The sequence below is a fragment of the Nonomuraea sp. LPB2021202275-12-8 genome (assembly GCF_037044575.1).
Taxonomy (GTDB): domain Bacteria; phylum Actinomycetota; class Actinomycetes; order Streptosporangiales; family Streptosporangiaceae; genus Nonomuraea.
The window spans coordinates 450,007-471,263 of record NZ_JBAHWD010000003.1 but is presented as its reverse complement, the minus strand read 5'-3'; the positions used below and the strand labels follow the sequence as shown (position 1 = coordinate 471,263).

The following is a 21,257-nucleotide window of genomic DNA, read 5'->3' as shown; positions in this document are numbered from 1 at the left end:
CCCGGCGAGTGAGTTAACGTGTGCCGGGTGTCCGGTCTTCCGTCCTTCCGTGGTGTGCTTTTCATGGTCGTGGCCGTGCTCACCGTCACCCTCGCGGCCGGCGGCGTGGTGCTGGTCATGGGCGGGGACCCGCTCGAGACGGCATCCGAGGAGCCGCTGCGGCGGGCACCCCAGCAGCAGACCCCCGCGCTCGACAAGCTCGTCCCCACGACCGCTCCGGTCAAGGACTTCGGCCAAGGTGGTGCCGGCGTCACCTCGACCCCGCCCCGCGTGCTCGCCGTCGCGCGCGGCACGGTGCCCAAGCGGACCCGCTTCGCGCTGTCGGGGCTGGCGCATGTCCAGAAGGCGATCGTGGTGGACGCGGGCGCGGTCAAGGTCTCGGGCACGGGGCTGAACCTGCTCGCCGTCGACCCCGCCACCTTCCGGTCGTGGACTCCGCAGCCGGTGGCCGACCAGGGCGCCGTCTGGAGCGCGCTGGCCAGGGGCGAGCTCGTCGCCGACGCGGCCGCCGTGCGCCGGTTCGGCCTGGCCCTGGGCGCCCACTACCAGGCGGACGGCGGCCCCCGGCTGCGCGTCGCGGCCTCGGCGGCGCTGGGCCTGACCGGGGTCGACGGCCTGGTGAGCGCCGAGATGGGCAGGACACTGGGGCTGGCGCGGGGCGTCGCGGTGCTGCTGCACGGCAAGCAGGGCCGCATCGGCGAGGCGGGCGTGCGCAAGCTGCTCGGCAAGGGAGCCCAGATCGTCCTGCTGGACGCCGCGGACCGGACGAAGCAGCAGCAGCCCAAGCGGGAGCAGGTGGTGGCGACCAGCGGGCGGCCGGGCAGCTATCTGGAGCTCTACAAGGTCTCCGCGACCCGCTGCCCGGGGCTGTCATGGACCGTGCTGGCCGCGATCGGGCAGGTGGAGAGCGGCCACGGCCGTAACAACGGCCCGTCCAGCGCGGGCGCGCTCGGCCCGATGCAGTTCATGCCCGCCACCTGGAAGTCCTACGGCGTGGACGGCGACGGCGACGGCGAGTCCGACATCTGGAGCCCGTACGACGCGGTGCCCGGCGCGGCCAACTATCTCTGCGCGACCGGCGCGGGGCAGGGCGGCGAGAAGCTGCGCAAGGCGATCTGGCACTACAACCACTCGTGGGACTACGTCAACAAGGTGATGGGCATCGCCGAGGCGTACGCCCGCGCCTATGCCTGACGCCGCCTGGGCGGTGGGCAGCAGGTCAGCGGGCAGGGGACGGGCTCGGGCTCGTCCATCAGCTCGCGCGCCATCCGGACGAAGGCCGGGTGGGTGCCGGCGGTCGCGGCCCGCTCCATCGGCAGCCCGAGCTCGCCGGCCACCTGCCTGGCCTCGGTGTCGAGGTCGTAGACGACCTCCATGTGGTCGGAGACGAACCCGATCGGCACCAGCACCACGGCCTTGGCGTCGATCTCCCGCAGGTGGTCGCAGACGTCGGGCTCGAGCCACGGCACCTGGGGCGGGCCGCTGCGCGACTGCCAGACCAGGTCCCAGGGACCGGTGCGGCCCAGCGCCCGGCTGACCAGCTCGGCGGTGCGGCGCAGCTGGGCCTCGTAGAGGCCGCCCGAGGGGCCCGCGGTCTCGGCCATCGAGACCGGGATGCTGTGCGCGGTGAAGACCAGGCGCGCGTCGTCGTGTCCGAGCCGCTCCAGCGCCTGCCGGGTGTGGTCTGCCATGGCCTCGACGAAGCCCGGGTGGTCGCCGTAGTGGCGCAGCTTGACCAGCTCGGGGCCGCCGTCGACGGAGATCCTGGCGATGTCCTCGTAATACTGGCGGCAACTGGAGTAGCCGGCGTAGGCGGAGGTGGCGAAGACGGCCGCCTTGCGGACGCCGTCGGCCGCCATCTGCCGCACGGTGTCCTCGCCGAAGGGGTGCCAGTTGCGGTTGCCCCAGTAGACCGGCACGTCCACCACTGGCCGCAGCGCCTCGACGAGATCGCGATTCTGCCCGTTGATCGGGCTGACGCCGCCGAAGCCCTGGTAGTGCTCGGCGACTTCCAGCAGCCGCTCGCGGGGGACTCCCCGGCCGCGCACCACGTTTTCGAGGAACGGCAGGACGTCGTCGGGACCCTCGGGACCGCCGAACGACAACACCAGCAGCGCGTCGTAATCTCCCACGTGGTCAAGCCTATGCCGGAGTGCCAGTGGTCTTCCCAAGAGGTAAGTTCGGTCGAGTGAGCGCATTTGACGATATCCGTGACTACGTGGCCATCCCCCGGGTTCTCTCGCTGAAGCTGTCGCCTGATGGCTCCCACCTGGTGTCGGCGGTCCAGGCACTCAACCCGGACGGCAAGTCGTACGGCACCGCCCTGTGGTCCATCCCGGTGGACGGCGAGCCGTACCGGCTGACCAGGTCGGCCAAGGGGGAGACGGCGGCGGACTTCACCGCCTCGGGTGACCTGCTCTTCACCTCCGCCCGCCCGGACCCCACGGACAAGGACGCGACCGACGAGGTGCCCGCGCTCTGGCTGCTGCCGCGCGCCGGCGGCGAGGCGCGGCAGGTGGCCTCCAGGCCCGGCGGCATCGGCGCGTTCCGCACGGCCGGCGACGTGGTCGTGTTCGCCTCGGACGTCCTCGACGGCGAGGAGGCCGCCGAGGAGGAGCGCCGCAAGGCACGCAAGGACGCCGGGATCAGCGCGATCCTGCACGAGGGCTACCCGGTCCGCTACTGGGACCACGACCTCGGCCCCGGCCGCACCAGGTTGTTCGCGGCCCGGCTCGGCGACGACCGCCTGGAGGACGTGCGCGAGCTGACCCCGGCTCCCGGCGAGGCGCTGCGCGACACCTCGTTCACGCTCACGCCCGACGGCTCCACCGTGATCGCCTCGTGGCGGGTCGAGCTGTCCGGCGGCCAGCACCGGAGCGACCTGGTGGCCATCGACGTGGCCGGTCGGGAGCGGCGCACCCTGTTCAGCGAGGAGGGCTGGGACTTCCGCGGCCCGGTCGCCGTCTCACCCGACGGCGCCCGCGTCGCCTGCGTCCGCGAGCGGCTCACCGGCGAGGACGTCTCCAGCAGGTCCGAGCTCTGGATCGGCGACCTGGCCAATGGCGAGGGGCGCGCCTACGCGCCCGACCTGTTCCCGATGGACGTCGAATGGGCGCCCGACTCCTCGGCCGTCTTCGTCGTCGCCGACCACCAGGGCCGCCGGCCCGTTTTCCGGGTTCCGCTCACCGGCGAGCACGCCAGGCTCACCCAGGACGACGCCGCCTACGTCGGGCTCAACGCCGCCGCCGACGGCCGCTTCGTCTACGCGCTGCACAGCGGCATCGCGCTGGCTCCCGGACCGGCCAGGATCGACGTCGCCACCGGCGAGGTCGTCGACCTGCCGTCGCCCGCGCCGCGCCCCGAGGTGCCCGGCACGCTGACGGAGATCTCCGCCACGGCCGACGACGGCGCCACCATCCGCGCCTGGCTCGTGCTGCCCGAGGGCGCCTCCGCCGCCTCGCCCGCGCCGTTCCTGCTCTGGATCCACGGCGGCCCCGTGGCCTCCTGGAACGACTGGCAGTGGCGCTGGCAGTCGTGGATCATGGCCCAGCACGGCTACGCCGTGTTGATGCCCGACCCGTGCCTGTCCACCGGTTACGGTCAGGAGATGATCGACCGCGGCTGGGGCGACTGGGGCCCGCGGACCATGGCCGATCTCGACGCCATCGTGGACGTGGCCCTGGCCAGGGACGACATCGACAGCGACCGGATCGGCGCGATGGGCGGCTCGTTCGGCGGCTACATGGCCAACTGGGTCGCCGGTCACAGCGACCGCTACCGGGCGATCGTCACCCACGCCTCGCTGTGGAACCTCGACCAGTTCGCGGGCACCACCGACGCGGCCATGTACTGGCAGCGGGAGTTCGGCGCCCCCGGCTCCGACCGCTACGCCAAGCTCTCCCCGCACCACGCCCTGGACAAGATCAGCACCCCGATGCTCGTCATCCACGGCGACAAGGACTACCGGGTGCCGATCGGCGAGGCCCTGCGCCTGTGGTGGGACCTGCGGCGCTCCGAGGTGGAGTCGAAGTTCCTCTACTTCCCCGACGAGAACCACTGGATCCTCAAGCCCGGCAACACCGTCGCCTGGTACGAGACCGTCCTGGCCTTCCTCGCCCAGCACGTGCTCGGCCAGGAGTGGAAGCGCCCGGACTCGGTGGCCTGATGACCGACTTCACCCGGCTGGCCGAGGACATCGCCCGTGAGGCGGGCGACATGCTGCTCGCCAAGCGGCCCACGATGTCCGTGGCGCCCGGCGCGGTGCAGACCAAGTCCAGCCCGACCGATGTCGTCACCACCCTGGACAGGGCGTCCGAGCAGCTCATCCGCCAGCGGATCCTGGCCGCCAGGCCGGGCGACCGCATCCTGGGCGAGGAGGGCGGCGAGGCGCCGGGCGAGTCCGACGTCCGCTGGGTCGTCGACCCGATCGACGGCACGGTCAACTTCCTGTACGGCCTGCCGGAGTGGGCGGTGTCGATCGCCGTCGAGGTGAACGGCCGCATCGTGGCGGGCGCGGTGAACGTGGTGCCGCGCGGCGAGATGTTCACCGCCGCCCTCGGCGAGGGCGCCTGGCTCGGCGGCGAGCGGCTGCGCTGCAACCCCGCCGTGCCACTCGGGCAGGCCCTGGTGGCGACCGGCTTCGGCTACGACTCGGCCAGGCGGGCCGTCCAGGCCGAGGTGCTGACCGCGGTGCTGCCGCGGGTCCGCGACATCAGGCGCGGCGGCTCCTGCGCCGTCGACCTGTGCTCGGTGGCCTGCGGCCGGGTGGACGCCTACTACGAGCGGGGCGTCAACTACTGGGACTACGCCGCTGCGGGCCTGGTGGCGGCCGAGGCCGGGGCCGTCATCGGCGGCCTGCGCGGCAGGCCGTACAACAGCGAGCTCACGCTCTGCGCCGCGCCCGGCCTGTTCGAGGAGCTGCACGATCTGCTCGCGCCGCTGGACCCGGAACGCGACACGTGACGGAGGGCTGATGAGAACGGCCGGAGCCCCTGAGGGCTCCGGCCGTGTCACGATCAGCGGGGCAAGGGAATGCCGTGATCGTCCGCTAGGCGGCGCAGATCTTCGATCTCGGCGGTGAGGGTGTCGGCGAGGTAGTCGTCGCCGGTGCTCCTGGCTTCCCGAAGGCCCTTGTAAGCCTGGTCGAGGCGGCTTTCGATCGTGGTCGTGAACTCGCCCATCTCACCTACTCTCTCAGGGGTCGTGCTCGTGCGGGGGCGAAGTGTGCTCCATCACCCGGGAGACACCGAAATCGGCGCACGGGCTTTGGGTGTTTCGCTGGTCTACCCAGACTCCTCTGATCCCGAAACATGAAATCGGTTGTGCCTTGCGTCACCTGTGCCGCCGCGTGCCCGGACATGCCTTACCGTGCGCTTATCGAGGCTGTGGGCAGAATGACTCAGCAAAATCGGAGAGAGGTGTACCAGGGTGCGAGTGCTGGTGGTCGAGGACGAACGGGTGCTCGCCGACGCGATCGCGACGGGGCTGCGGCGTGAGGCCATGGCCGTGGACGTGGCCTACGACGGCGGCGGCGCGCTCGAGCGCACCTCCTACATCGACTATGACGTGATCGTCCTGGATCGCGACCTGCCGGTCGTGCACGGAGACGAGGTCTGCCGCCGCCTGGTCGAGCAGCGCTCCGCGTCGCGGATCCTGATGCTGACCGCGTCCGGCGACGTGGACGACAAGGTGGAGGGTCTCGGCCTCGGCGCCGACGACTATCTCGCCAAGCCGTTCGTCTTCGTCGAGCTGGTCGCCAGGGTGCGCGCGCTGGGCCGACGCTCGGCCCCCGCCCTGCCGCCCGTGCTCGAACGCGGCGGCATCCGGCTGGACCCGGGCAAGCGCCTCGTCGAGCGTGACGGCCGCGAGGTCGTGCTGACCAAGAAGGAGTTCGCGGTCCTGGAGGAGCTCCTGCGGGCCGAGGGCGCCGTGGTCAGCCAGGAGGACCTGCTGGACAAGGCATGGGATGAGAACATCGACCCGTTCACCAACGTGGTGCGGGTGACCATGATGACGCTGCGAAAGAAGCTGGGCGAGCCTCAGGTGATCGAGACTGTGCCTGGGGTTGGGTACAAGTTGTGACAGAACGGCCGGATGAGTCGGTGCCCACGCACCCGATGATCAGCCCGCATTCGGAGAGGAAGGCGGCTCGGGCCGCCGCGCAGGCGCCGCCGCCCAACGGCCCGCCCGTCTGGGACGGCCCGCCCCCGCCTTCGTACGCGCCGGCCCCGCGCACCACCATGGAGCGCGTGAAAGATCTTCCCGGCAAGGTCAGCATCCGCTGGCGGCTGACGCTGACCTACAGCGCGATGTTCTTCGTGGCGGGCGCGCTGCTGCTCGTGGTGATGTACTTCATCGTCAGGGCGGTGCTCTACACCGGGTTCGAGTATCGGCTGCGCCTGCCCGGCGACACCCCGGCCGAGCTCGCCTCCTATCTGGAGACGCAGGTCAAGCTCCTGCGGGTGAACGGCATCAACGAGGTGCTGGACACCCTCGTCAGGCAGTCGATCCTGGCCCTGCTCGGCGTCGGCATCCTCGCCCTGATCCTCGGCTACCTCGTGGCCGACCGGGCGCTGCGGCCGGTCAGCCAGATGACCTCCACGGCGCGAAAGCTCTCCGAGAGCACCCTGGCCCACCAGCGCATCGCCCTGTCGGGGCCGGACGACGAGCTCAAGGAGCTGGCCGACACCTTCGACGACATGCTGACCCGGCTCAACGTCGCCTTCGACGCCCAGCGCCGCTTCGTCGCCAACGCCTCGCACGAGCTGCGCACGCCGCTCACCATCAACAGGACGGTCCTGGAGATCGCCCTGTCGGACCCGGAGGCCTCGCCGGACCTCAAGGCGATGGGCCGCACACTGCTGGAAGTCAACGCGCGTAACGAGAAGCTCATCGAGGGCCTGCTGCTGCTCGCCAGGAGCGAGCGGGAGCTGGCGGTGCGCAAGCCGGTGGACGTCAAGGACGTCGCCCAGACGGCGGTGGAGCAGGTTACGCCTTTCGCGGAAGAACACGGCGTCACGCTCACCACCGAACTGGTCAGCGCGCCTACCATCGGCGATCCCGTGCTCTTGGAGCGCTCGGTCAGCAACCTCCTTGAGAACGCGGTGAAGTACAACGTTCCCGAAAACGGAAAAGTGTGGATCCGTACGGGAATGGTGGACGGTGCCTTGGTTGTTCAGGTGGCCAACACAGGGCAGCATGTGCCTGCGTACGAGGTGAACAGCCTGTTCGAACCGTTCAGGAGGCTCAACGCCGATCGCGTCGATTCGGCCAAGGGGGCGGGACTGGGGTTGTCCATCGTCCGTGCGGTGGTGCAAGCTCACGGCGGCAATGTGAACGCGGTGCCGCGGGAGGGCGGAGGACTTGTCGTGACCATTAGGCTTCCGGGACGCTGATCCGGCGTGCAGCCTCGGCGTGTTGCTCAACGGGGGGCGTCTCGTTCTCGTCGCACATGTGGTTGGATGTGCCGTCGAACACGGTGGCGCATGACGCCAAGGCTGTGGGTTTCGCCATATTTGGCTAACCATTGCCGACGGCAGCAGGCCCTGACGTGTTGGGAGGTTCGTGGTCCGTTGCCTCGGGGTACCGATGGGAAATCTCCCCGGCGGAACGGGCACAAGATGGGCCTCCCGGACGTTAGAAGACGCGCGATGAGCGCGAAGACATATTGATGAGGGGGATGGAGTAATCACCATGGCTACCGACTACGACAGCCCGCGCAAGACAGACGACGATCTGGGGGAAGACAGCCTCCAGGAGCTCCAGGCGCGGCGCACGGACAAGTCGTCTGGCAGCATCGACATCGACGAGACCGATCTCGCCGAGTCGCTCGAGCTGCCCGGTGCGGACCTGTCGAACGAAGAGCTCAGCCTGCGGGTGATCCCGCGCCAGGCTGACGAATTCACCTGTTCACGATGCTTCCTCGTGCACCACCGTAGCCAGTTGGCCTCCGAGAGGAACGGTCAGCAGGTCTGCCGGGAGTGCGCCGCCTGATAAGGAGGCAGACGCGTGTCCGCACCTGAGAAGGATCAACAACCGGGCGACGAGATCGCCACCTCCGAGTCGGAGGTCGGCGAGCTCGTAGGCAGGCTCACCGAGCCCGGTGAGCTGGAGCCGGCCGAGCGGCGCAGGCTGCTCGGCCGCCTAGCCCGTGCCCTGTCGACGGGCGCGAGCAAGGCCAGGAAGTCCGGTACCGGCCGCGGCCGCTGGCTGGCGGACGTCTTCCTGAGCATCGCGCCCCGCATCCCGATCAGGGATCTGCACACGCTCTCCGCGCACCACCAGGGTCTCACCGGCGAGGAGCTCGCCGACGACCTCGTACGCACCGCCCAGAAGGCCACGATGACCGTCGGGGCCATCGGCGGGGCGCTCGCGGCGGCCCAGTTCGCCGCTCCACCCCTCCTCCTGTCCGCCCCCGCCCAGCTGGTGGCCGAGACCATCGTGGTGGCCGCGATCGAGGTCAAGCTCCTGGCCGAACTGCACGAGGTCTACGGCGTGCACGTCCAGGGCAGCGGCACCCAGCGCGCGGTGGCCTTCACCGCGGCCTGGGCCAAGCAGCGCGGCGTCGACCCGCTCGCCCCCGCCTCGGTGACCCTCGCCCTCGGCGCGGCCACCAAGACCGCGCTGCGCAACCGGCTGATGCGGACCCTCGGGCGCCACCTGACCACGCTCGGCCCGTTCCTCACCGGCGCGGTGGCCGGAGGCGCGCTCAACCGCATGGCCACCAAGAAGCTCGGCGAGGCCATCCGCAAGGATCTGCGCGTCAAGGCTCCGCTGCCGCCCGGCCGGCGCAACCCGGAGCTGGATGCCTGACCCCGTCCGCGCCTAGAGCCGCAACCCGTCGAACGTCATCGTCACCAGCGTGTCTGCCAGCTCGTCCGCCGAGCCGCCGGACGCCGGGCGATACCACTCGGTGATCGAGTTGACGGCGCCGAACAGCAGCCGCGTCACCAGTGCCGGATCGAGGTCCGGCCGGATGCTCCCTTCGGCCGCCGCCTCCTTGACCAGGTGGCTGACGAAGGCGTCGAACTCACGCCGCCGCTCCAGCGCGTGCTGCTCGGTCACGCTGTTGCCGCGCACGCGCAGCAGCAGGGTCACGTACGGCAGGCGGTCCACCAGGGTGCGCACGCACTGCCGTACCACCCACTCCAGGCGTTCGATCGCCGGGCCCGAGGTGGCGCGCTCGTCGCTCACCACCGCGGACAGGCCGTCGAGCGCCCGGTCGAGCGCCCGCGCGAGCAGTTGCTCCTTGCCTGGCACGTGGTAGTAGATGGCGGATTTGGTGACGCCGAGCGCTCTGGCCAGATCCTCCATGCTCGTCCCGTCGTAGCCGCGCTCGTTGAAGACGCCGACGGCGATGGAGAGCACGGACTCCGGGTCGTGTCCGCGTCTCCGCTGACGGGTTGTGATGGACATATGGCTAATTATCCCGCTTATCGATGACACGGCGGAGCTTGCCCACCGAGCGCTCCAGCGTCTCGGGATCCACCACCTCCACCCCCACGCTCACGCCCGTCGCGTCCTTGACGGCCCTGCGCAGCGCCGAGCCCGCCTCGGCACGGGCCGCGAAGCCGGGACGCGCCTCCACCTTGACCGTCATCACGTCCAACCGCCCCGGCCTCGTCAGGTGCACCTGGAAGTGCGGTGACAGGCCCGGCGTGCGCAGCACGACCTCCTCGATCCGGGTCGGGAAGACGTTCATGCCCCGCACGATGATCATGTCGTCGGTGCGGCCCGTCACCTTCTCCATCCGCCTGAACGCCGGCCTCGCCGTGCCGGGCAGCAGCCGGGTCAGGTCGCGGGTGCGGTAGCGGACGACGGGCTGCGCCTGCTTGGTGAGCGTGGTGAGGACCAGCTCGCCCGCCTGCGCCTGGGCGCCGCTGTGCGGGTCGACGGTCTCCGGGTAGAAGTGGTCCTCCCAGATGTGCGGGCCGAGCCGTTCGAGCTGGAGCGCCGCCAGCTCGTCGCCGGACATCCGCTCGACCGGGTCGAGCTCGTGCGCGGCGGGTGGGTCGCCCAGGCTCATCTCAACTCCCTGCTGCGGCCCCGGAACTCCGCGACCACCTGACCGTCGGACCGTGTCACCGTGATGTCGTAGACGCCGCTGCGGCCGTAACGGGTGCGCTCGGCCGCCTCGGCCACCAGGACCTCGCCCGCGCGGGCGGGGGAGACGAAGATGATCTCGGCCCCGGCCGCCACGGTGACCGGGCCGCGGGTGTTGCACGCGCACGCGAAGGCGGTGTCGGCGAGCAGGAAGACATAGCCGCCGTGGCACAGCCCGTGGCCGTTGATCATCTGGTCGGTCACCGTCATCCGGCACACCGCCCGGCCCTCGCCCAGGTCCACCAGCTCGATGCCGAGGGCCGAGGAGGCGATGTCGGCGTCCATCATGCGACGCGCGCTCTCCAACGGAAGTCTCCCTTGCAACTGACCGAATGTTCGGTAAATACTTCATCGTCCGGCTCATGTTCTGTCAAGAGGGTGAACAACGATGTTCGAACACAATCGCGAGACCCTGGACAAGGCTCTGACCGCGATCGCCGAGCGCGGTTACTGGAGCGCCTATCCCGAGTCGCCCAGCCCCCGCGTCTACGGCGAAGGCTCGGCCGAGCGCGGCAGGCAGGCATTCGAGGGTCATCTCGGCGAGCGGTTCGCCCTCGACCAGCCGGGCACCGGCGCCTGGATCGGCGACGAGCGCTCCCCGTACGGGATCGACCTCGGTGTCACCTACCCCGAGTCGTCCGCGACGGACCTGATCGCCGCCGCCGGCGCGGCGCTGCCCGCCTGGCGCGACGCCGGCCCCGAGGCCAGGGCGCTGACCTGCGTCGAGATCGTCAACCGGATCAACGAGCGCAGCTTCGAGCTGGCCCACGCCGTGCAGCACACCACCGGCCAGGCGTTCGTGATGGCCTTCCAGGCGGGCGGGCCGCACGCGCAGGACCGCGCGCTGGAGGCCATCGCCTACGGATACGCGGCCATGACCGCCTCGGCCTCCTCCGCCCGCTGGGAGAAGCCGGGCAAGGGAGATCCGCTGGTGATGGACAAGCGCTTCACCGTGGTGCCGCGCGGCGTCGCGCTGGTCATCGGCTGCAACACCTTCCCGACCTGGAACGCCTATCCGGGCCTGTTCGCCTCCCTGGTCACCGGCAACCCGGTGATCGTCAAGCCGCACCCGCGCGCCGTCCTGCCGCTCGCGATCACCGTGCGGATCGCCCGCGAGGTCCTGGCCGAGGCCGGCTTCGACCCGGCGCTGGTCCAGCTGGCCGCCGAGGAGGGCAGGGGGCTGGCGGTCGAGCTCGCCACCGACCCCGACGTCCGCGTCATCGACTTCACCGGCTCCACCGAGTTCGGCGACTGGCTGGAGCAGAACGCCAGACATGCGCTCGTCCACACCGAGAAGGCCGGGGTCAACACGGTCGTCATCGACTCCACCGGTTCCTGGCGCGGCATGCTCGGCAACCTGGCGTTCTCGCTGTCGCTCTACAGCGGCCAGATGTGCACCGCCCCGCAGAATATCCTCATCCCCGCCGCGGGCATCTCCACCGACGAGGGGCACAAGAGCTTCGATGAGGTGGCCGACGGGCTGGCCCAGGCGGTGCGCGAGCTCCTGAGCGACGACGCCCGCGCGGTGGAGCTGACCGGCGCGATCGTCAATCCGGACGTGCTGTCGCGGGTGGAGAGCTCGCCGCTGCTCGGCGACACGGTGCTCGAATCCCGCTCGCCCAAGCATCCGGCCTTCCCCGACGCGGTGGTCCGCACCCCCGCGATCCTCCGTGTGGCCCCCTCGCAGACCGACGTCTACGGTCACGAGCACTTCGGCCCGATCTCGTTCGTCATCCCGACGAGCTCGACGGCCGAGAGCCTCGACGTGCTCCGGCGGACGATCCGCGCGCGCGGCGCGCTGACCGCCTCGGTCTACTCCACCTCGGCGGCCGTGCTGGAGCAGGCGGAGCGGGCGGCGCTGGACGCGGGCGTCAACCTGTCGTGCAACCTCACCGGCGGCGTGTTCGTCAACCAGTCGGCCGCGTTCTCCGACTATCACGGGACCGGCGCCAACCCCGCCGCCACGGCCTCGCTCACCGACCCCGGCTACGTCGCCGGCCGCTTCCACCTCGTCCAGTCCCGCCGCCCCGCTTGACCTGTCGAGGTGGGGTATGTCGTGACCTGTCAGCCTGAGCATCGGAGGGCCGAGTGAGCGACCACGCCAAGTCACCCAGACCGTTCGCCTCGTCGGCGGACCTCGGTGAGAAGCAGCGTTCCTTCGAGGAGCTCGCCGAGGGCGTGTACGCGCTCACGGCCGAGGGCGACCCGAACGTGGGGGCCGTCGAGGGGGAGGACTTCCTGGTCTGCTTCGAGGCCATGGCGACCCCCGTGGCGGCCCGCGAATGGCTGGCCCTGCTGCGGCAGCGCACGGACAAGCCGGTGCGCTACCTGGTCCTGTCGCACTACCACGCGGTCAGGGTGCTGGGCGCCTCGGCGTTCGGCGCCGAGGTCATCGTGGCGCACGACAAGACCCGCGAGCTGATCGCCGAGCGCGGGGAGCAGGACTGGGCGAGCGAGTACGGCCGGATGCCCCGGCTGTTCAAGGAGCCCGCGTCCATCCCGGGGCTGACCTGGCCGACGGCGACGTTCAGCGACACGTTCACCATCCAGCTGGGCGGCGACCGGGGCGAGGTGGTGCTGGCGCACTGCGGGCGCGGTCACACCGAGGGCGATCTGGTGGCGTGGCTGCCGAGGCAGCGGGTGATGTTCGCCGGTGACCTGGTGGAGTCGCAGGCCGCCCTCTACACCGGTGACGCCTTCCACCGCGAGTGGGCCTCGGCCACGCTCGACCGGGTCGCCGCCTTCGGGGCGGAGGTCCTGGTCGGCGGCAGGGGAGTGGTGGCACGCGGCAAGCGGGAGGTGGACGCGGCCGTCGCGCAGACCCGTGACTTCCTGCGGGTGATGCTCGCCGAGGTCGGTGCGGTGCACGGCAGGGGCGGCACCCTCAAGGAGGCGTTCGGGAGCACGCACCGGGCGCTCGCGCCCCGCTACGGCGCCTGGCCGATCTTCGAGCACTGCCTGCCGTTCAACGTCTCGCGTCTGTGGGACGAGCTGGACGGGGTGGAGCGGCCGCGGATCTGGACGGCGGAGCGCGACCGCGAGGTCTGGGAGCGGCTGCAGTCATGAGCGGGCAGGTCATCGTCGTCGGCGCGGGGCCGGTCGGGCAGAGCGCGGCGCTGCTGCTGGCCCGCTGGGGCGTGCCGGTGCTGGTGCTGGACCAGCGTCCGGAGCGCGATTCCGCCGGATCGAAGTCGATCTGCCAGCAGCGCGACGTGCTCGACATCTGGGCGGCCGCCGGCGCGGGCCGGATCGCCGAGGAGGGGCTGGCCTGGACCACGGCCCGCACCTACTACCGGGACAAGGAGCTGTTCTCCTGGACGTTCGACGCCCAGGGACCGCTGCCGCCGTGCGTGAACATCTCCCAGACACGCACGGAGGAGATCCTCGACGCCGCCATCGCCGCGCAGCCGCTGATCGAGGTTCGCTGGGACCACCAGGTGACCGGCCTGGAGCAGGACGACCGCGGCGTCACCGTGCGCTGCCGTGACCGGGTGCTGCGGGCCCCGTACGCCATCGTCTGCGCCGGTGCGCGCGCCCAGGGGCTGCGGCAGGCGCTCGGGGTGGGTTTCGAGGGGGAGACGTTCGACGACCAGTTTCTGATCTGCGACATCCGGGCGGATCTGCCCGGCTGGGAGCACGAGCGGCGCTTCCACTTCGACCCGGAGTGGAACCCCGGCAGGCAGGTGCTCATCCATCCCTGCCCGGGGGGCACGTTCCGGATCGACTGGCAGATCCCGCCGCACTTCATCCCGACCCGGCAGGACGTGGCGCGCAGGATCCGGCAGATCATCGGGGACCGCGACTACGACCTGCTCTGGCAGACGACCTACCGCTTCCACTCGCGGGTCGCCTTGCGCATGCGGGTGGACCGGGTGCTGCTGGCGGGGGACTGCGCGCACCTGGTGGCCCCGTTCGGCGCGCGCGGGCTCAACTCGGGGGTGCCGGACGCCGAGAACGCCGCCTGGAAGCTCGCGTTCGTGCTCAACGGGTGGGCGCCGGAGGAACTCCTGGAGACCTACCACACCGAGCGCCACGCGGCTGCGCTGGAGAACCTCGAGGTCACGGCCGCCACCATGCGCTTTCTCGCGCCGCGGACCGAGGGCGAGCGGACCCGCAGGCGCGCCGTCCTGGAGTCCGGCCAGGTCGCCGAGGTCGACTCCGGCCGCTTCGCCGAGCCGTTCTGGTACGTGGACTCGCCGCTCACCACGCCGGAGCCGGGGCGGCCGTTCAAGGGCCGGCCGCCGAAGGGCGAGGCGTGCGCACCGGCGCCGGGAGTGATCGTCCCGGACGTGCCGTTCCCGGGTGGGCGGCTGCGCGAGCACTGCCGTGACGGTTTCCTCCTTCTCCTGGGTGATATGTGCGATTCGGGTTTGTTTGCCCAGGTCCTGGGCAAGGTCATTACGGCGCCGCTCGCCGTCCGCGAGCTCGCGGGGATAGACGGGACCGGCACGCTCGCTGAGAGGCTCGGCGCAGGACCCGATGAGGCATGGCTCATCAGGCCCGATGCCCATATCGCCGCGATCATTCCCCATGCGGGGGCGGAGCAGGTGGTGGCCGCTGTGAGACGCGCTTCGCGTCTTTCGTGACCGTCTCGTCGGAGTCTCGACGCAGTGATTGCCTAGGAGGACTTGGGTGGCTGGCCGTAGCTCGTTTCTGATCGTCGCGAACCGGTTGCCGGTGGACCGGACCGTCGAGCCGGACGGAACGGCCTCATGGCGCAGGAGCCCCGGCGGCCTCGTCACCGCGATAGCGCCGGTCATGCAGCGCCGCCACGGAGCCTGGCTCGGCTGGCCCGGCGCGGCCGACGAGGAGCTGGAGCCGTTCGAGCAGGACGGCATGAGCCTGATCTCGGTGCCGCTGTCGGCCACCGAGGTGGAGCTCTACTACGAGGGGTTCTCCAACGCCACGCTCTGGCCGCTCTACCACGACGTGGTCGCGCCGCCGGTGTTCGAGCGGCCCATGTGGGAGGCGTACCGGGCCGTCAACGAGCGCTTCGCCGAGGCCGCCGCCGCGGTGGCGGAGGAGGGCGCGGTCGTCTGGGTGCAGGACTACCAGCTCCAGCTCGTGCCCGCGATGCTCCGCAAGCTCAGGCCGGACCTGCGCATCGGGTTCTTCCTGCACATCCCGTTCCCGCCGGTGGAGCTGTTCTGGCGGCTGCCGTGGCGCAGGGAGCTGGTCGAGGGGCTGCTCGGCGCCGACCTGGTGGGGTTCCAGCTCCCGGGTGGCGCCGCGAACTTCCGGCGGCTGTGCCGCAGGCTGCTCGGCGTGCCGTACAAGGGCAACGAGATCTTCCTCGAGGACCGGGTCGTGACCACGCAGGCGTTCCCGATCTCGGTGGACTTCGGCGAGCTGGACTCCATGGTGCGCGAGCCGCAGGTCATCTCCCGCGCCAAGGAGATCAGGATGGAGCTCGGCGACCCGGAGCATGTGCTGCTCGGGGTGGACCGGCTCGACTACACCAAGGGCATCGGGCAGCGCCTGGAGGCGTTCGGAGAGCTGCTCAAGGACGGGCGGATCGCCCCGGGTGAGGCGGTCTTCGTGCAGATCGCCACCCCGAGCCGGGAGCGGGTGGAGGAGTACAGGCGCCTGCGCGACGACATCGAGCTGCAGGTCGGCCGGATCAACGGCGAGAACGCGGTGCTGGGCAACCAGCCGATCCAGTACTTCCACCAGTCCTACGGCAAACAGGAGCTCGCGGCGCTCTATCTGGCGGCGGACGTCATGGTGGTCACGCCGCTGCGCGACGGGATGAACCTGGTCGCCAAGGAGTACGTCGCCTGCCACCACGACCTGCACGGGGCGCTGGTGCTCAGCGAGTTCGCCGGGGCGGCCGACGAGCTGCGGCAGTCGTATCTGGTCAACCCCTACGACGTGGAAGACGTCAAGCGCCAGATGATGACGGCGATGCGGGCCACGCCGCACGAGCTGGCCCGGCGCATGCGCACGATGCGCCGCCGGGTCGCAACCTACGACGTGGACCGCTGGGCCAGCGAGTTTCTCACTGCTTTGGAGACACCGGCTTCAGAGCCCGCCACGAGTCATAGCGCTTCTTGGCGGTCCGGTTGACCACGATCTGCGCCACCGACATGCCCACGCCCATCACCACGGCGTAACCGATCGCCTCGCCCATGTTGACCTCGGGTGAGTCCGGATCGACAGGCGGCTCCTTGCCGGTCGCCTTCACCCAGATGAACCCGAGGAGCTTGCGCGCACCCCACGCGGTCGCGAGCCCCACCAGGCCGCCGATCACTCGCCAGGCGACGTCAGGCTTGTCATCCGCCATGAGAACATCTCCTTCCCGTATGTAACGAACACTAGTCTCTACTGCTTGCCGGGCCCGGCAAGCCGTACCATAAGGAGGCATGACTCAACAGCGACTACGCCATCCGCTCATGCCCGAGAAACCCTCTCTCGACGGCTTGGAGCAGGTATGGGTAGCCCGTTGGGAAGAGCAGGGCACCTACCGGTTCGACCGGTCCAGGACGCGCGAGCAGATCTACTCGATCGACACGCCGCCGCCCACCGTCTCCGGCTCCCTGCACGTCGGCCACGTCTTCTCCTTCACACACACCGACATCATGGCCCGCTATCAGCGGATGCTCGGCAAGTCGGTGTTCTACCCGATCGGCTGGGACGACAACGGCCTGCCCACCGAGCGCCGCGTGCAGAACGTCTACGGCGTCCGCTGTGACCCGTCGTTGCCCTACGACCCCGGCTTCGTGCCACCAGACAAGCCCGGCAAACGCGAGATCTCCGTCTCGCGGCGCAACTTCGTGGAGCTGTGCCACAAGCTGACGGAGATCGACGAGCAGGCGTTCGAGGAGGTGTGGCGGCGCGTCGGCCTGTCGGTCGACTGGTCGCTGCTCTACACCACGATCAGCGACGACTCGCGCCGGGTGTCGCAGCGGGCGTTCCTGCGCAACCTGCGGCGGGGCGAGGCCTACCTCGCCGAGGCGCCGACGCTGTGGGACGTCTCGTTCCGCACCGCCGTCGCCCAGGCCGAGCTGGAGGACCGGGAGTGGCCGGGCGCCTTCCACCGGATCTCCTTCTACGGCGAGAAGGGGCCGGTCTGGATCGAGACGACCCGGCCCGAGCTCATCCCGGCCTGCGTGGCGCTGGTGGCCCACCCGGACGACGAGCGCTACCAGCAGCTTTTCGGCACCTCGGTGCTGACGCCGCTGTTCGGCGTCGAGGTGCCGGTGCTGGCCCACCGCCTGGCCGAGCCGGACAAGGGCTCGGGCATCGCGATGATCTGCACCTTCGGCGACATCACCGACGTGACCTGGTGGCGCGAGCTCGACCTGGCCACCCGCCCGGTCATCGGCTGGGACGGCCGGCTGCTGCCCGAGCCCCCGGAGGGCGTCGAGCCGGAGCCGTACAAGGAGCTGGCCGGCAAGACCGTGCACAGCGCCCGCGAGCGGATCGTGGAGATGCTGCGCGAGTCCGGCGACCTGGACGGCGAGCCGCGGCCGGTCCAGCGCACGGTCAAGTTCTACGAGCGGGGCGACAAGCCGCTGGAGATCGTCACCACCCGGCAGTGGTACATCCGCAACGGCGGGCGCGACGAGGCGCTGCGCGAGCGGCTGCTGGAGCGCGGCCGCGAGCTGGAGTGGCACCCGCCGCACATGCGGGTCCGCTACGACAACTGGGTGCAGGGGCTGGCGGGCGACTGGCTGATCTCCAGGCAGCGCTTCTTCGGCGTGCCGTTCCCGGTGTGGTATCCGCTGGACGAGACCGGCAGCCCGGTCTACGACGAGCCGATCGTGCCGCCGGAGGAACTGCTGCCGATCGACCCTTCCTCGGACACGCCGCCCGGCTACACCGAGGACCGTCGGGGCGTGCCCGGCGGGTTCATGGCGGACCCGGACGTGATGGACACCTGGGCCACCTCGTCGCTGACACCGCAGATCGCGGGCCGCTGGGAGACCGATGACGACCTGTTCCGGCGGGTCTTCCCGGCGGACCTGCGGCCGCAGTCCCACGAGATCATCCGCACCTGGCTGTTCGCGACCGTGGTCAGGTCGCATCTGGAGTCCGGCGGCCTGCCGTGGAGCGACGTCGCCATCTCCGGGTGGATCCTCGACCCCGACCGCAAGAAGATGTCCAAGTCCAAGGGCAACGTGGTCACCCCGATGGACCTGCTGGAGCAGCACGGCTCCGACGCGGTCCGCTACTGGGCGGCCGGTGGCCGCTACGGCGTCGACACCGCCTTCGACGCCGGTCAGCTCAAGATCGGGCGGCGGCTCGCGATCAAGATCCTCAACGCGTCCAAGTTCGTGCTGAGCATGGGCGAGGAGGGCGGCGAGGTCACCGAGCCGGTCGACCTGTCGATGCTGGCGGCCCTGGCCGTCGTGGTGCGCGAGGCCGGCGAGGCGTTCGACGCCTACGAGCACACGCGTGCCCTGGAGGCGATCGAGCGGTTCTTCTGGTCGTTCTGCGACGACTATCTGGAGCTGGTCAAGGCCAGGGCGTACGAGCCGGGCCCGGCGGCGGCCTCGGCGCACGCGGCGCTGCGGCAGGCGCTCGACGTGCTGCTGCGGCTGTTCGCGCCGTTCCTGCCGTTCGTCACCGAGGAGGTGTGGTCCTGGTGGCGCGCGGGCTCGGTGCACCAGGCCCGCTGGCCCTCCGCCGAGCACGGGACGGGCGACCCGGCGGTGCTCGAGGCGGCGGCCGAGGTGCTGCGCCGGATCCGCAAGGCCAAGTCCGAGGCCAAGCTGTCGATGCGGGCCGAGATCTCCTGCCTCACGGTGTCGTCCCCGCAGGCGGACCTCATCCGACTGGCGCAGGACGACCTGTGCGGAGCGGGCAACGTCGAGGAGTTCGTGCTGGAGCACGGCGACACCACGACGGTCGAGGTGTCGCTCGCCTGAGAGGCATGACAGGGCCGGGCACGGCGGAACTGCCGCGCCCGGCCTGATCATTTAACCGCGCGCATCCCGGGCGGGGACGTGCCAGTCTGGAACCGTGCTGAGCGACCGCCCAACCAAACTCGTGCCTCCCGTGCTGGCCAGGATGGCCGCATGGTGCCTGTGCCTGATCCTCGTCGGCGTGGTCGTCTACTTCTTCGTGCAGGTCATCGCCAGGCTGAGCTTCGTGGCGCTGCCCCTGGCGATCGCCCTGCTGCTGACCGCGCTACTCTTCCCGCTGACCAGGAGCCTGCGCCGGGCGGGCATGCGCTCCATCTGGGCCACCTGGATCACCATGATCGCCGCCCTGGCCGTGCTCTCCGGCACCGGCTGGCTGGTCGGCGCGCGCGCCACGGAGGAGTTCCCCAACCTGGTCAAGCAGGTCCAGGCCACCGTCGCCGACGTGCAGGAGTGGCTGACCACCGGCCCGCTGCACCTGCAGCAGACGCAGATCACCGACTACGTCAACGAGGTCGTCACGCTGATCGACGCCCAGCGCACGGCCATCACCGGCACGGTCCTGACCGCCGGAGCCGTCGCCTTCGAGGTGCTCGCGTCCATCGTGCTGATGCTGTTCGTGACGTTCTTCCTGCTCAAGGACGGCGACCGGATCTGGGCCTGGTTCCTCAAGGGCTTCGGCCGGATGTCGCCGCGGGTGGACCGGGCGGGCAGGGCGGCATGGGCCACGCTGTCCCACTATGTGCAGGGCAGCGTCATCGTCGCCGCCGTGCACGGCGTCGTCATGGGCATCGTGCTGGCGGGCATGGGGGTGCCCCTGTGGGCGCCGCTCGCCGTGCTGATCTTCTTCGCCAGCTTCATCCCGATCGTCGGCATCTTCTTCGCCGGCACGGTCGCCACCCTGGTCACGCTGGGCGCCAAGGGGATCGTCTACGCCCTGATCTTCATCGGCATCCTGATCGTCGAGCAGCAGTTGGAGAACCACGTGCTGCAGCCGCTGATCGTGGGCAGGGCGCTGCGGTTCCACCCGCTCGCCATCATCCTCGTGCTGGCCGTCGGAGGCATCCTGGCCGGCATCGCCGGGGCCGTGGTGGCCGTGCCGGTGGCCGCGGTGATCTACCGCGCGCTGCCCGAGCTGAGATCCGATCCACCGGCCCTGCCACCACCACCGCCACCACCGCACGAGGGGGTGTCCGCCGGGCCACCGGGCGGCGAGGAGCCCTCGGGCGCCGGCGACCGCGAATCCGGTGCTGCGGGCCGAGCGGGCGCTGACACGGAGTAACCTCATCACCCGTGACCCGTTCCTCCGTGACCACCCCGCCGCCTGACGCCGAGCGGCCGAAGGCGCACCTCCACGCCCCGCCGCCGGGCACCGCGCTCGGCTCCCACTACAGCCGCTGCTTCGGCTGCGGCGCGGATCACCCCACCGGTCTGCACATCTCGGCGGTCACGCCTGACGGCAACACCGTCGAGGCGGAGTTCACCGTGGGCGAGGCGCACCAGGGCGCGCCCCGGCTGGCGCACGGCGGCGTGCTCGCCGCCGCCATGGACGAGGTCATCGGAATGTCCGTCTGGCTGTTCCACAAGCCTTATGTCACGGGACGGCTGGAGACCGACTACCTGCTCCCCGTTCCCGTCGGCACGACACTCCACCTTCGGGCCTGGTGCAACGGGATAGCCGGGCGGAAGGCGTACCTTGAGGCTGAGGGGCGCGTCGGCGCCCCCGACGGCCCGGTCGCCGTCCGGGCGGCAGCCCTGTTCATCGAGGTGAACATGGAGCACTTCGCCAAGCACGGCGACCTCGACGCCATCGCCGCCGAGCACCAGGACTACGAGGTGAACCCGTGAGCGACCTGGAGGTCCTCATCCAGCGGCTCGATCCCGAGCTGCCGGTGCCCTCCTACGCCCACCCGGGCGACGCCGGCGCCGATCTCTACGCGGCCGAGGACGCCGAGCTGCTGCCCGGCGAGCGTGCGGTCATCCGGACGGGAGTGGCGATCGCGCTGCCCGACGGCTACGCGGCCCTCGTGCATCCCCGGTCCGGCCTGGCCGCGCGGCACGGCGTCACGCTGGTGAACGCGCCGGGCACGGTCGACGCCGGCTACCGCGGCGAGATCAAGGTCACAATGATCAATACCGATGCCAAGGAGCCGTTCCGCCTGCGTCGCGGCGACAGGCTGGCCCAGCTCGTCTTCCAGAGAGTGGAGAGGGCCGCCTTCCGCGAGGTGGAGAGCCTGCCGGCCTCCCCGCGCGGCGCCGGTGGGCACGGTTCGACAGGACGTTGATATCAGG

At 70.6% G+C, this 21,257-nt stretch carries 20 protein-coding genes and 1 pseudogene; 15 read left to right on the top strand and 6 right to left on the bottom strand.

Annotated features, from left to right (window positions below):
• Nucleotides 1-27: 27 nt before the first annotated feature.
• Nucleotides 28-1,194: a lytic murein transglycosylase gene (locus V5E28_RS08450; RefSeq protein ID WP_336205845.1), complete on the top strand. Its 1,167-nt coding sequence runs from the start codon at nt 28-30 to the stop codon at nt 1,192-1,194.
• On the opposite strand, the gene V5E28_RS08445 is transcribed toward V5E28_RS08450, so the two are convergent.
• Entirely contained in the window at nt 1,185-2,132 is a 948-nt protein-coding gene (locus V5E28_RS08445) for a ferrochelatase (RefSeq protein ID WP_336205844.1), read from the bottom strand. The genes V5E28_RS08450 and V5E28_RS08445 overlap by 10 nt on opposite strands.
• 56 nt (nt 2,133-2,188) lie before the next feature.
• On the opposite strand from V5E28_RS08445, the gene V5E28_RS08440 reads away from it, so the two are divergent.
• Together V5E28_RS08440 and V5E28_RS08435 are read left to right on the top strand one after the other, a co-directional pair.
• Nucleotides 2,189-4,165, top strand: coding sequence for a S9 family peptidase (locus V5E28_RS08440; protein ID WP_336205843.1), 1,977 nt, complete (start codon nt 2,189-2,191; stop codon nt 4,163-4,165).
• Entirely contained in the window at nt 4,165-4,962 is a 798-nt protein-coding gene (locus tag V5E28_RS08435; protein ID WP_336205842.1) for an inositol monophosphatase family protein, read from the top strand. Before V5E28_RS08440 ends, V5E28_RS08435 begins: the two co-directional genes overlap by 1 nt.
• Before the next feature lie 53 nt (nt 4,963-5,015).
• Here the strand turns inward: V5E28_RS08435 and V5E28_RS08430 are convergent, their stop codons facing one another.
• Nucleotides 5,016-5,180 carry a hypothetical protein gene (locus tag V5E28_RS08430; protein WP_336205841.1) on the bottom strand — a complete coding sequence of 55 codons (165 nt, stop codon included), beginning with the start codon at nt 5,178-5,180 and terminating at the stop codon, nt 5,016-5,018.
• 247 nt (nt 5,181-5,427) lie between these two features.
• Here V5E28_RS08430 and V5E28_RS08425 point away from each other — a divergent pair, with 247 nt between their 5' ends.
• The 4 genes from V5E28_RS08425 to V5E28_RS08410 all read left to right on the top strand — a co-directional run bounded on the left by V5E28_RS08425 (nt 5,428) and on the right by V5E28_RS08410 (nt 8,811).
• On the top strand, nt 5,428-6,081 hold the full coding sequence (locus tag V5E28_RS08425; RefSeq protein WP_336205840.1) for a response regulator transcription factor: 654 nt from the start codon (nt 5,428-5,430) through the stop codon (nt 6,079-6,081).
• Between the two features lie 35 nt (nt 6,082-6,116).
• Nucleotides 6,117-7,394: a sensor histidine kinase gene (locus V5E28_RS08420; protein ID WP_442945791.1), complete on the top strand. Its 1,278-nt coding sequence runs from the start codon at nt 6,117-6,119 to the stop codon at nt 7,392-7,394.
• A 298-nt stretch (nt 7,395-7,692) separates the two neighbouring features.
• Nucleotides 7,693-7,992, top strand: coding sequence for a DUF4193 domain-containing protein (locus V5E28_RS08415; protein ID WP_090929286.1), 300 nt, complete (start codon nt 7,693-7,695; stop codon nt 7,990-7,992).
• Between the two features lie 15 nt (nt 7,993-8,007).
• The gene (locus tag V5E28_RS08410; RefSeq protein WP_336205839.1) at nt 8,008-8,811 is read left to right on the top strand and encodes a hypothetical protein; all 804 of its coding nucleotides are present in this window, start codon (nt 8,008-8,010) and stop codon (nt 8,809-8,811) included.
• A 12-nt stretch (nt 8,812-8,823) separates the two neighbouring features.
• Here V5E28_RS08410 and V5E28_RS08405 read toward each other — a convergent pair whose 3' ends face one another.
• The 3 genes and pseudogenes from V5E28_RS08405 to paaI all read right to left on the bottom strand — a co-directional run bounded on the left by V5E28_RS08405 (nt 8,824) and on the right by paaI (nt 10,389).
• Nucleotides 8,824-9,414 (bottom strand): TetR/AcrR family transcriptional regulator, encoded by a 591-nt coding sequence (locus tag V5E28_RS08405; RefSeq protein WP_336205838.1) that lies wholly within the window; start codon nt 9,412-9,414, stop codon nt 8,824-8,826.
• Between the two features lie 4 nt (nt 9,415-9,418).
• Nucleotides 9,419-9,931 (bottom strand): annotated as a pseudogene (locus tag V5E28_RS08400) (phenylacetate--CoA ligase family protein); the annotation flags it as partial.
• Between the two features lie 89 nt (nt 9,932-10,020).
• On the bottom strand, nt 10,021-10,389 hold the full coding sequence (paaI, locus tag V5E28_RS08395; RefSeq protein ID WP_336205875.1) for a hydroxyphenylacetyl-CoA thioesterase PaaI: 369 nt from the start codon (nt 10,387-10,389) through the stop codon (nt 10,021-10,023).
• Nucleotides 10,390-10,489: 100 nt separating this feature from the next.
• Here paaI and paaN point away from each other — a divergent pair, with 100 nt between their 5' ends.
• Genes paaN through V5E28_RS08375 form a run of 4 tightly spaced genes read left to right on the top strand, consistent with a single transcriptional unit; the run spans nt 10,490 to nt 16,167 of the window.
• Nucleotides 10,490-12,136, top strand: coding sequence for a phenylacetic acid degradation protein PaaN (gene paaN, locus V5E28_RS08390; RefSeq protein WP_336205837.1), 1,647 nt, complete (start codon nt 10,490-10,492; stop codon nt 12,134-12,136).
• Between the two features lie 53 nt (nt 12,137-12,189).
• Complete coding sequence (locus V5E28_RS08385) at nt 12,190-13,167, top strand: MBL fold metallo-hydrolase (protein WP_336205836.1); 978 nt, start codon at nt 12,190-12,192, stop codon at nt 13,165-13,167.
• Nucleotides 13,164-14,687, top strand: coding sequence for an FAD-dependent monooxygenase (locus tag V5E28_RS08380; RefSeq protein ID WP_336205835.1), 1,524 nt, complete (start codon nt 13,164-13,166; stop codon nt 14,685-14,687). The genes V5E28_RS08385 and V5E28_RS08380 overlap by 4 nt, the downstream gene beginning before the upstream one ends.
• Before the next feature lie 46 nt (nt 14,688-14,733).
• On the top strand, nt 14,734-16,167 hold the full coding sequence (locus tag V5E28_RS08375; RefSeq protein WP_336205834.1) for an alpha,alpha-trehalose-phosphate synthase (UDP-forming): 1,434 nt from the start codon (nt 14,734-14,736) through the stop codon (nt 16,165-16,167).
• Here the strand turns inward: V5E28_RS08375 and V5E28_RS08370 are convergent.
• A complete protein-coding gene (locus tag V5E28_RS08370) occupies nt 16,100-16,384 on the bottom strand; it encodes a DUF4235 domain-containing protein (RefSeq protein WP_336205833.1) in 285 nt (94 codons plus the stop codon). The genes V5E28_RS08375 and V5E28_RS08370 overlap by 68 nt on opposite strands.
• A gap of 79 nt (nt 16,385-16,463) precedes the next feature.
• On the opposite strand from V5E28_RS08370, the gene valS reads away from it, so the two are divergent.
• The 4 genes from valS to dut all read left to right on the top strand — a co-directional run bounded on the left by valS (nt 16,464) and on the right by dut (nt 21,250).
• Nucleotides 16,464-18,971 (top strand): valine--tRNA ligase, encoded by a 2,508-nt coding sequence (gene valS / locus V5E28_RS08365; protein ID WP_336205832.1) that lies wholly within the window; start codon nt 16,464-16,466, stop codon nt 18,969-18,971.
• A 94-nt stretch (nt 18,972-19,065) separates the two neighbouring features.
• Nucleotides 19,066-20,247, top strand: a complete 1,182-nt coding sequence (locus V5E28_RS08360) for an AI-2E family transporter (RefSeq protein ID WP_336205831.1) — start codon at nt 19,066-19,068, stop codon at nt 20,245-20,247.
• 11 nt (nt 20,248-20,258) lie between these two features.
• Nucleotides 20,259-20,813, top strand: a complete 555-nt coding sequence (locus V5E28_RS08355) for a PaaI family thioesterase (protein WP_336205830.1) — start codon at nt 20,259-20,261, stop codon at nt 20,811-20,813.
• Nucleotides 20,810-21,250, top strand: a complete 441-nt coding sequence (gene dut, locus V5E28_RS08350; protein ID WP_336205829.1) for a dUTP diphosphatase — start codon at nt 20,810-20,812, stop codon at nt 21,248-21,250. The genes V5E28_RS08355 and dut overlap by 4 nt, the downstream gene beginning before the upstream one ends.
• Nucleotides 21,251-21,257 lie beyond the last annotated feature (7 nt).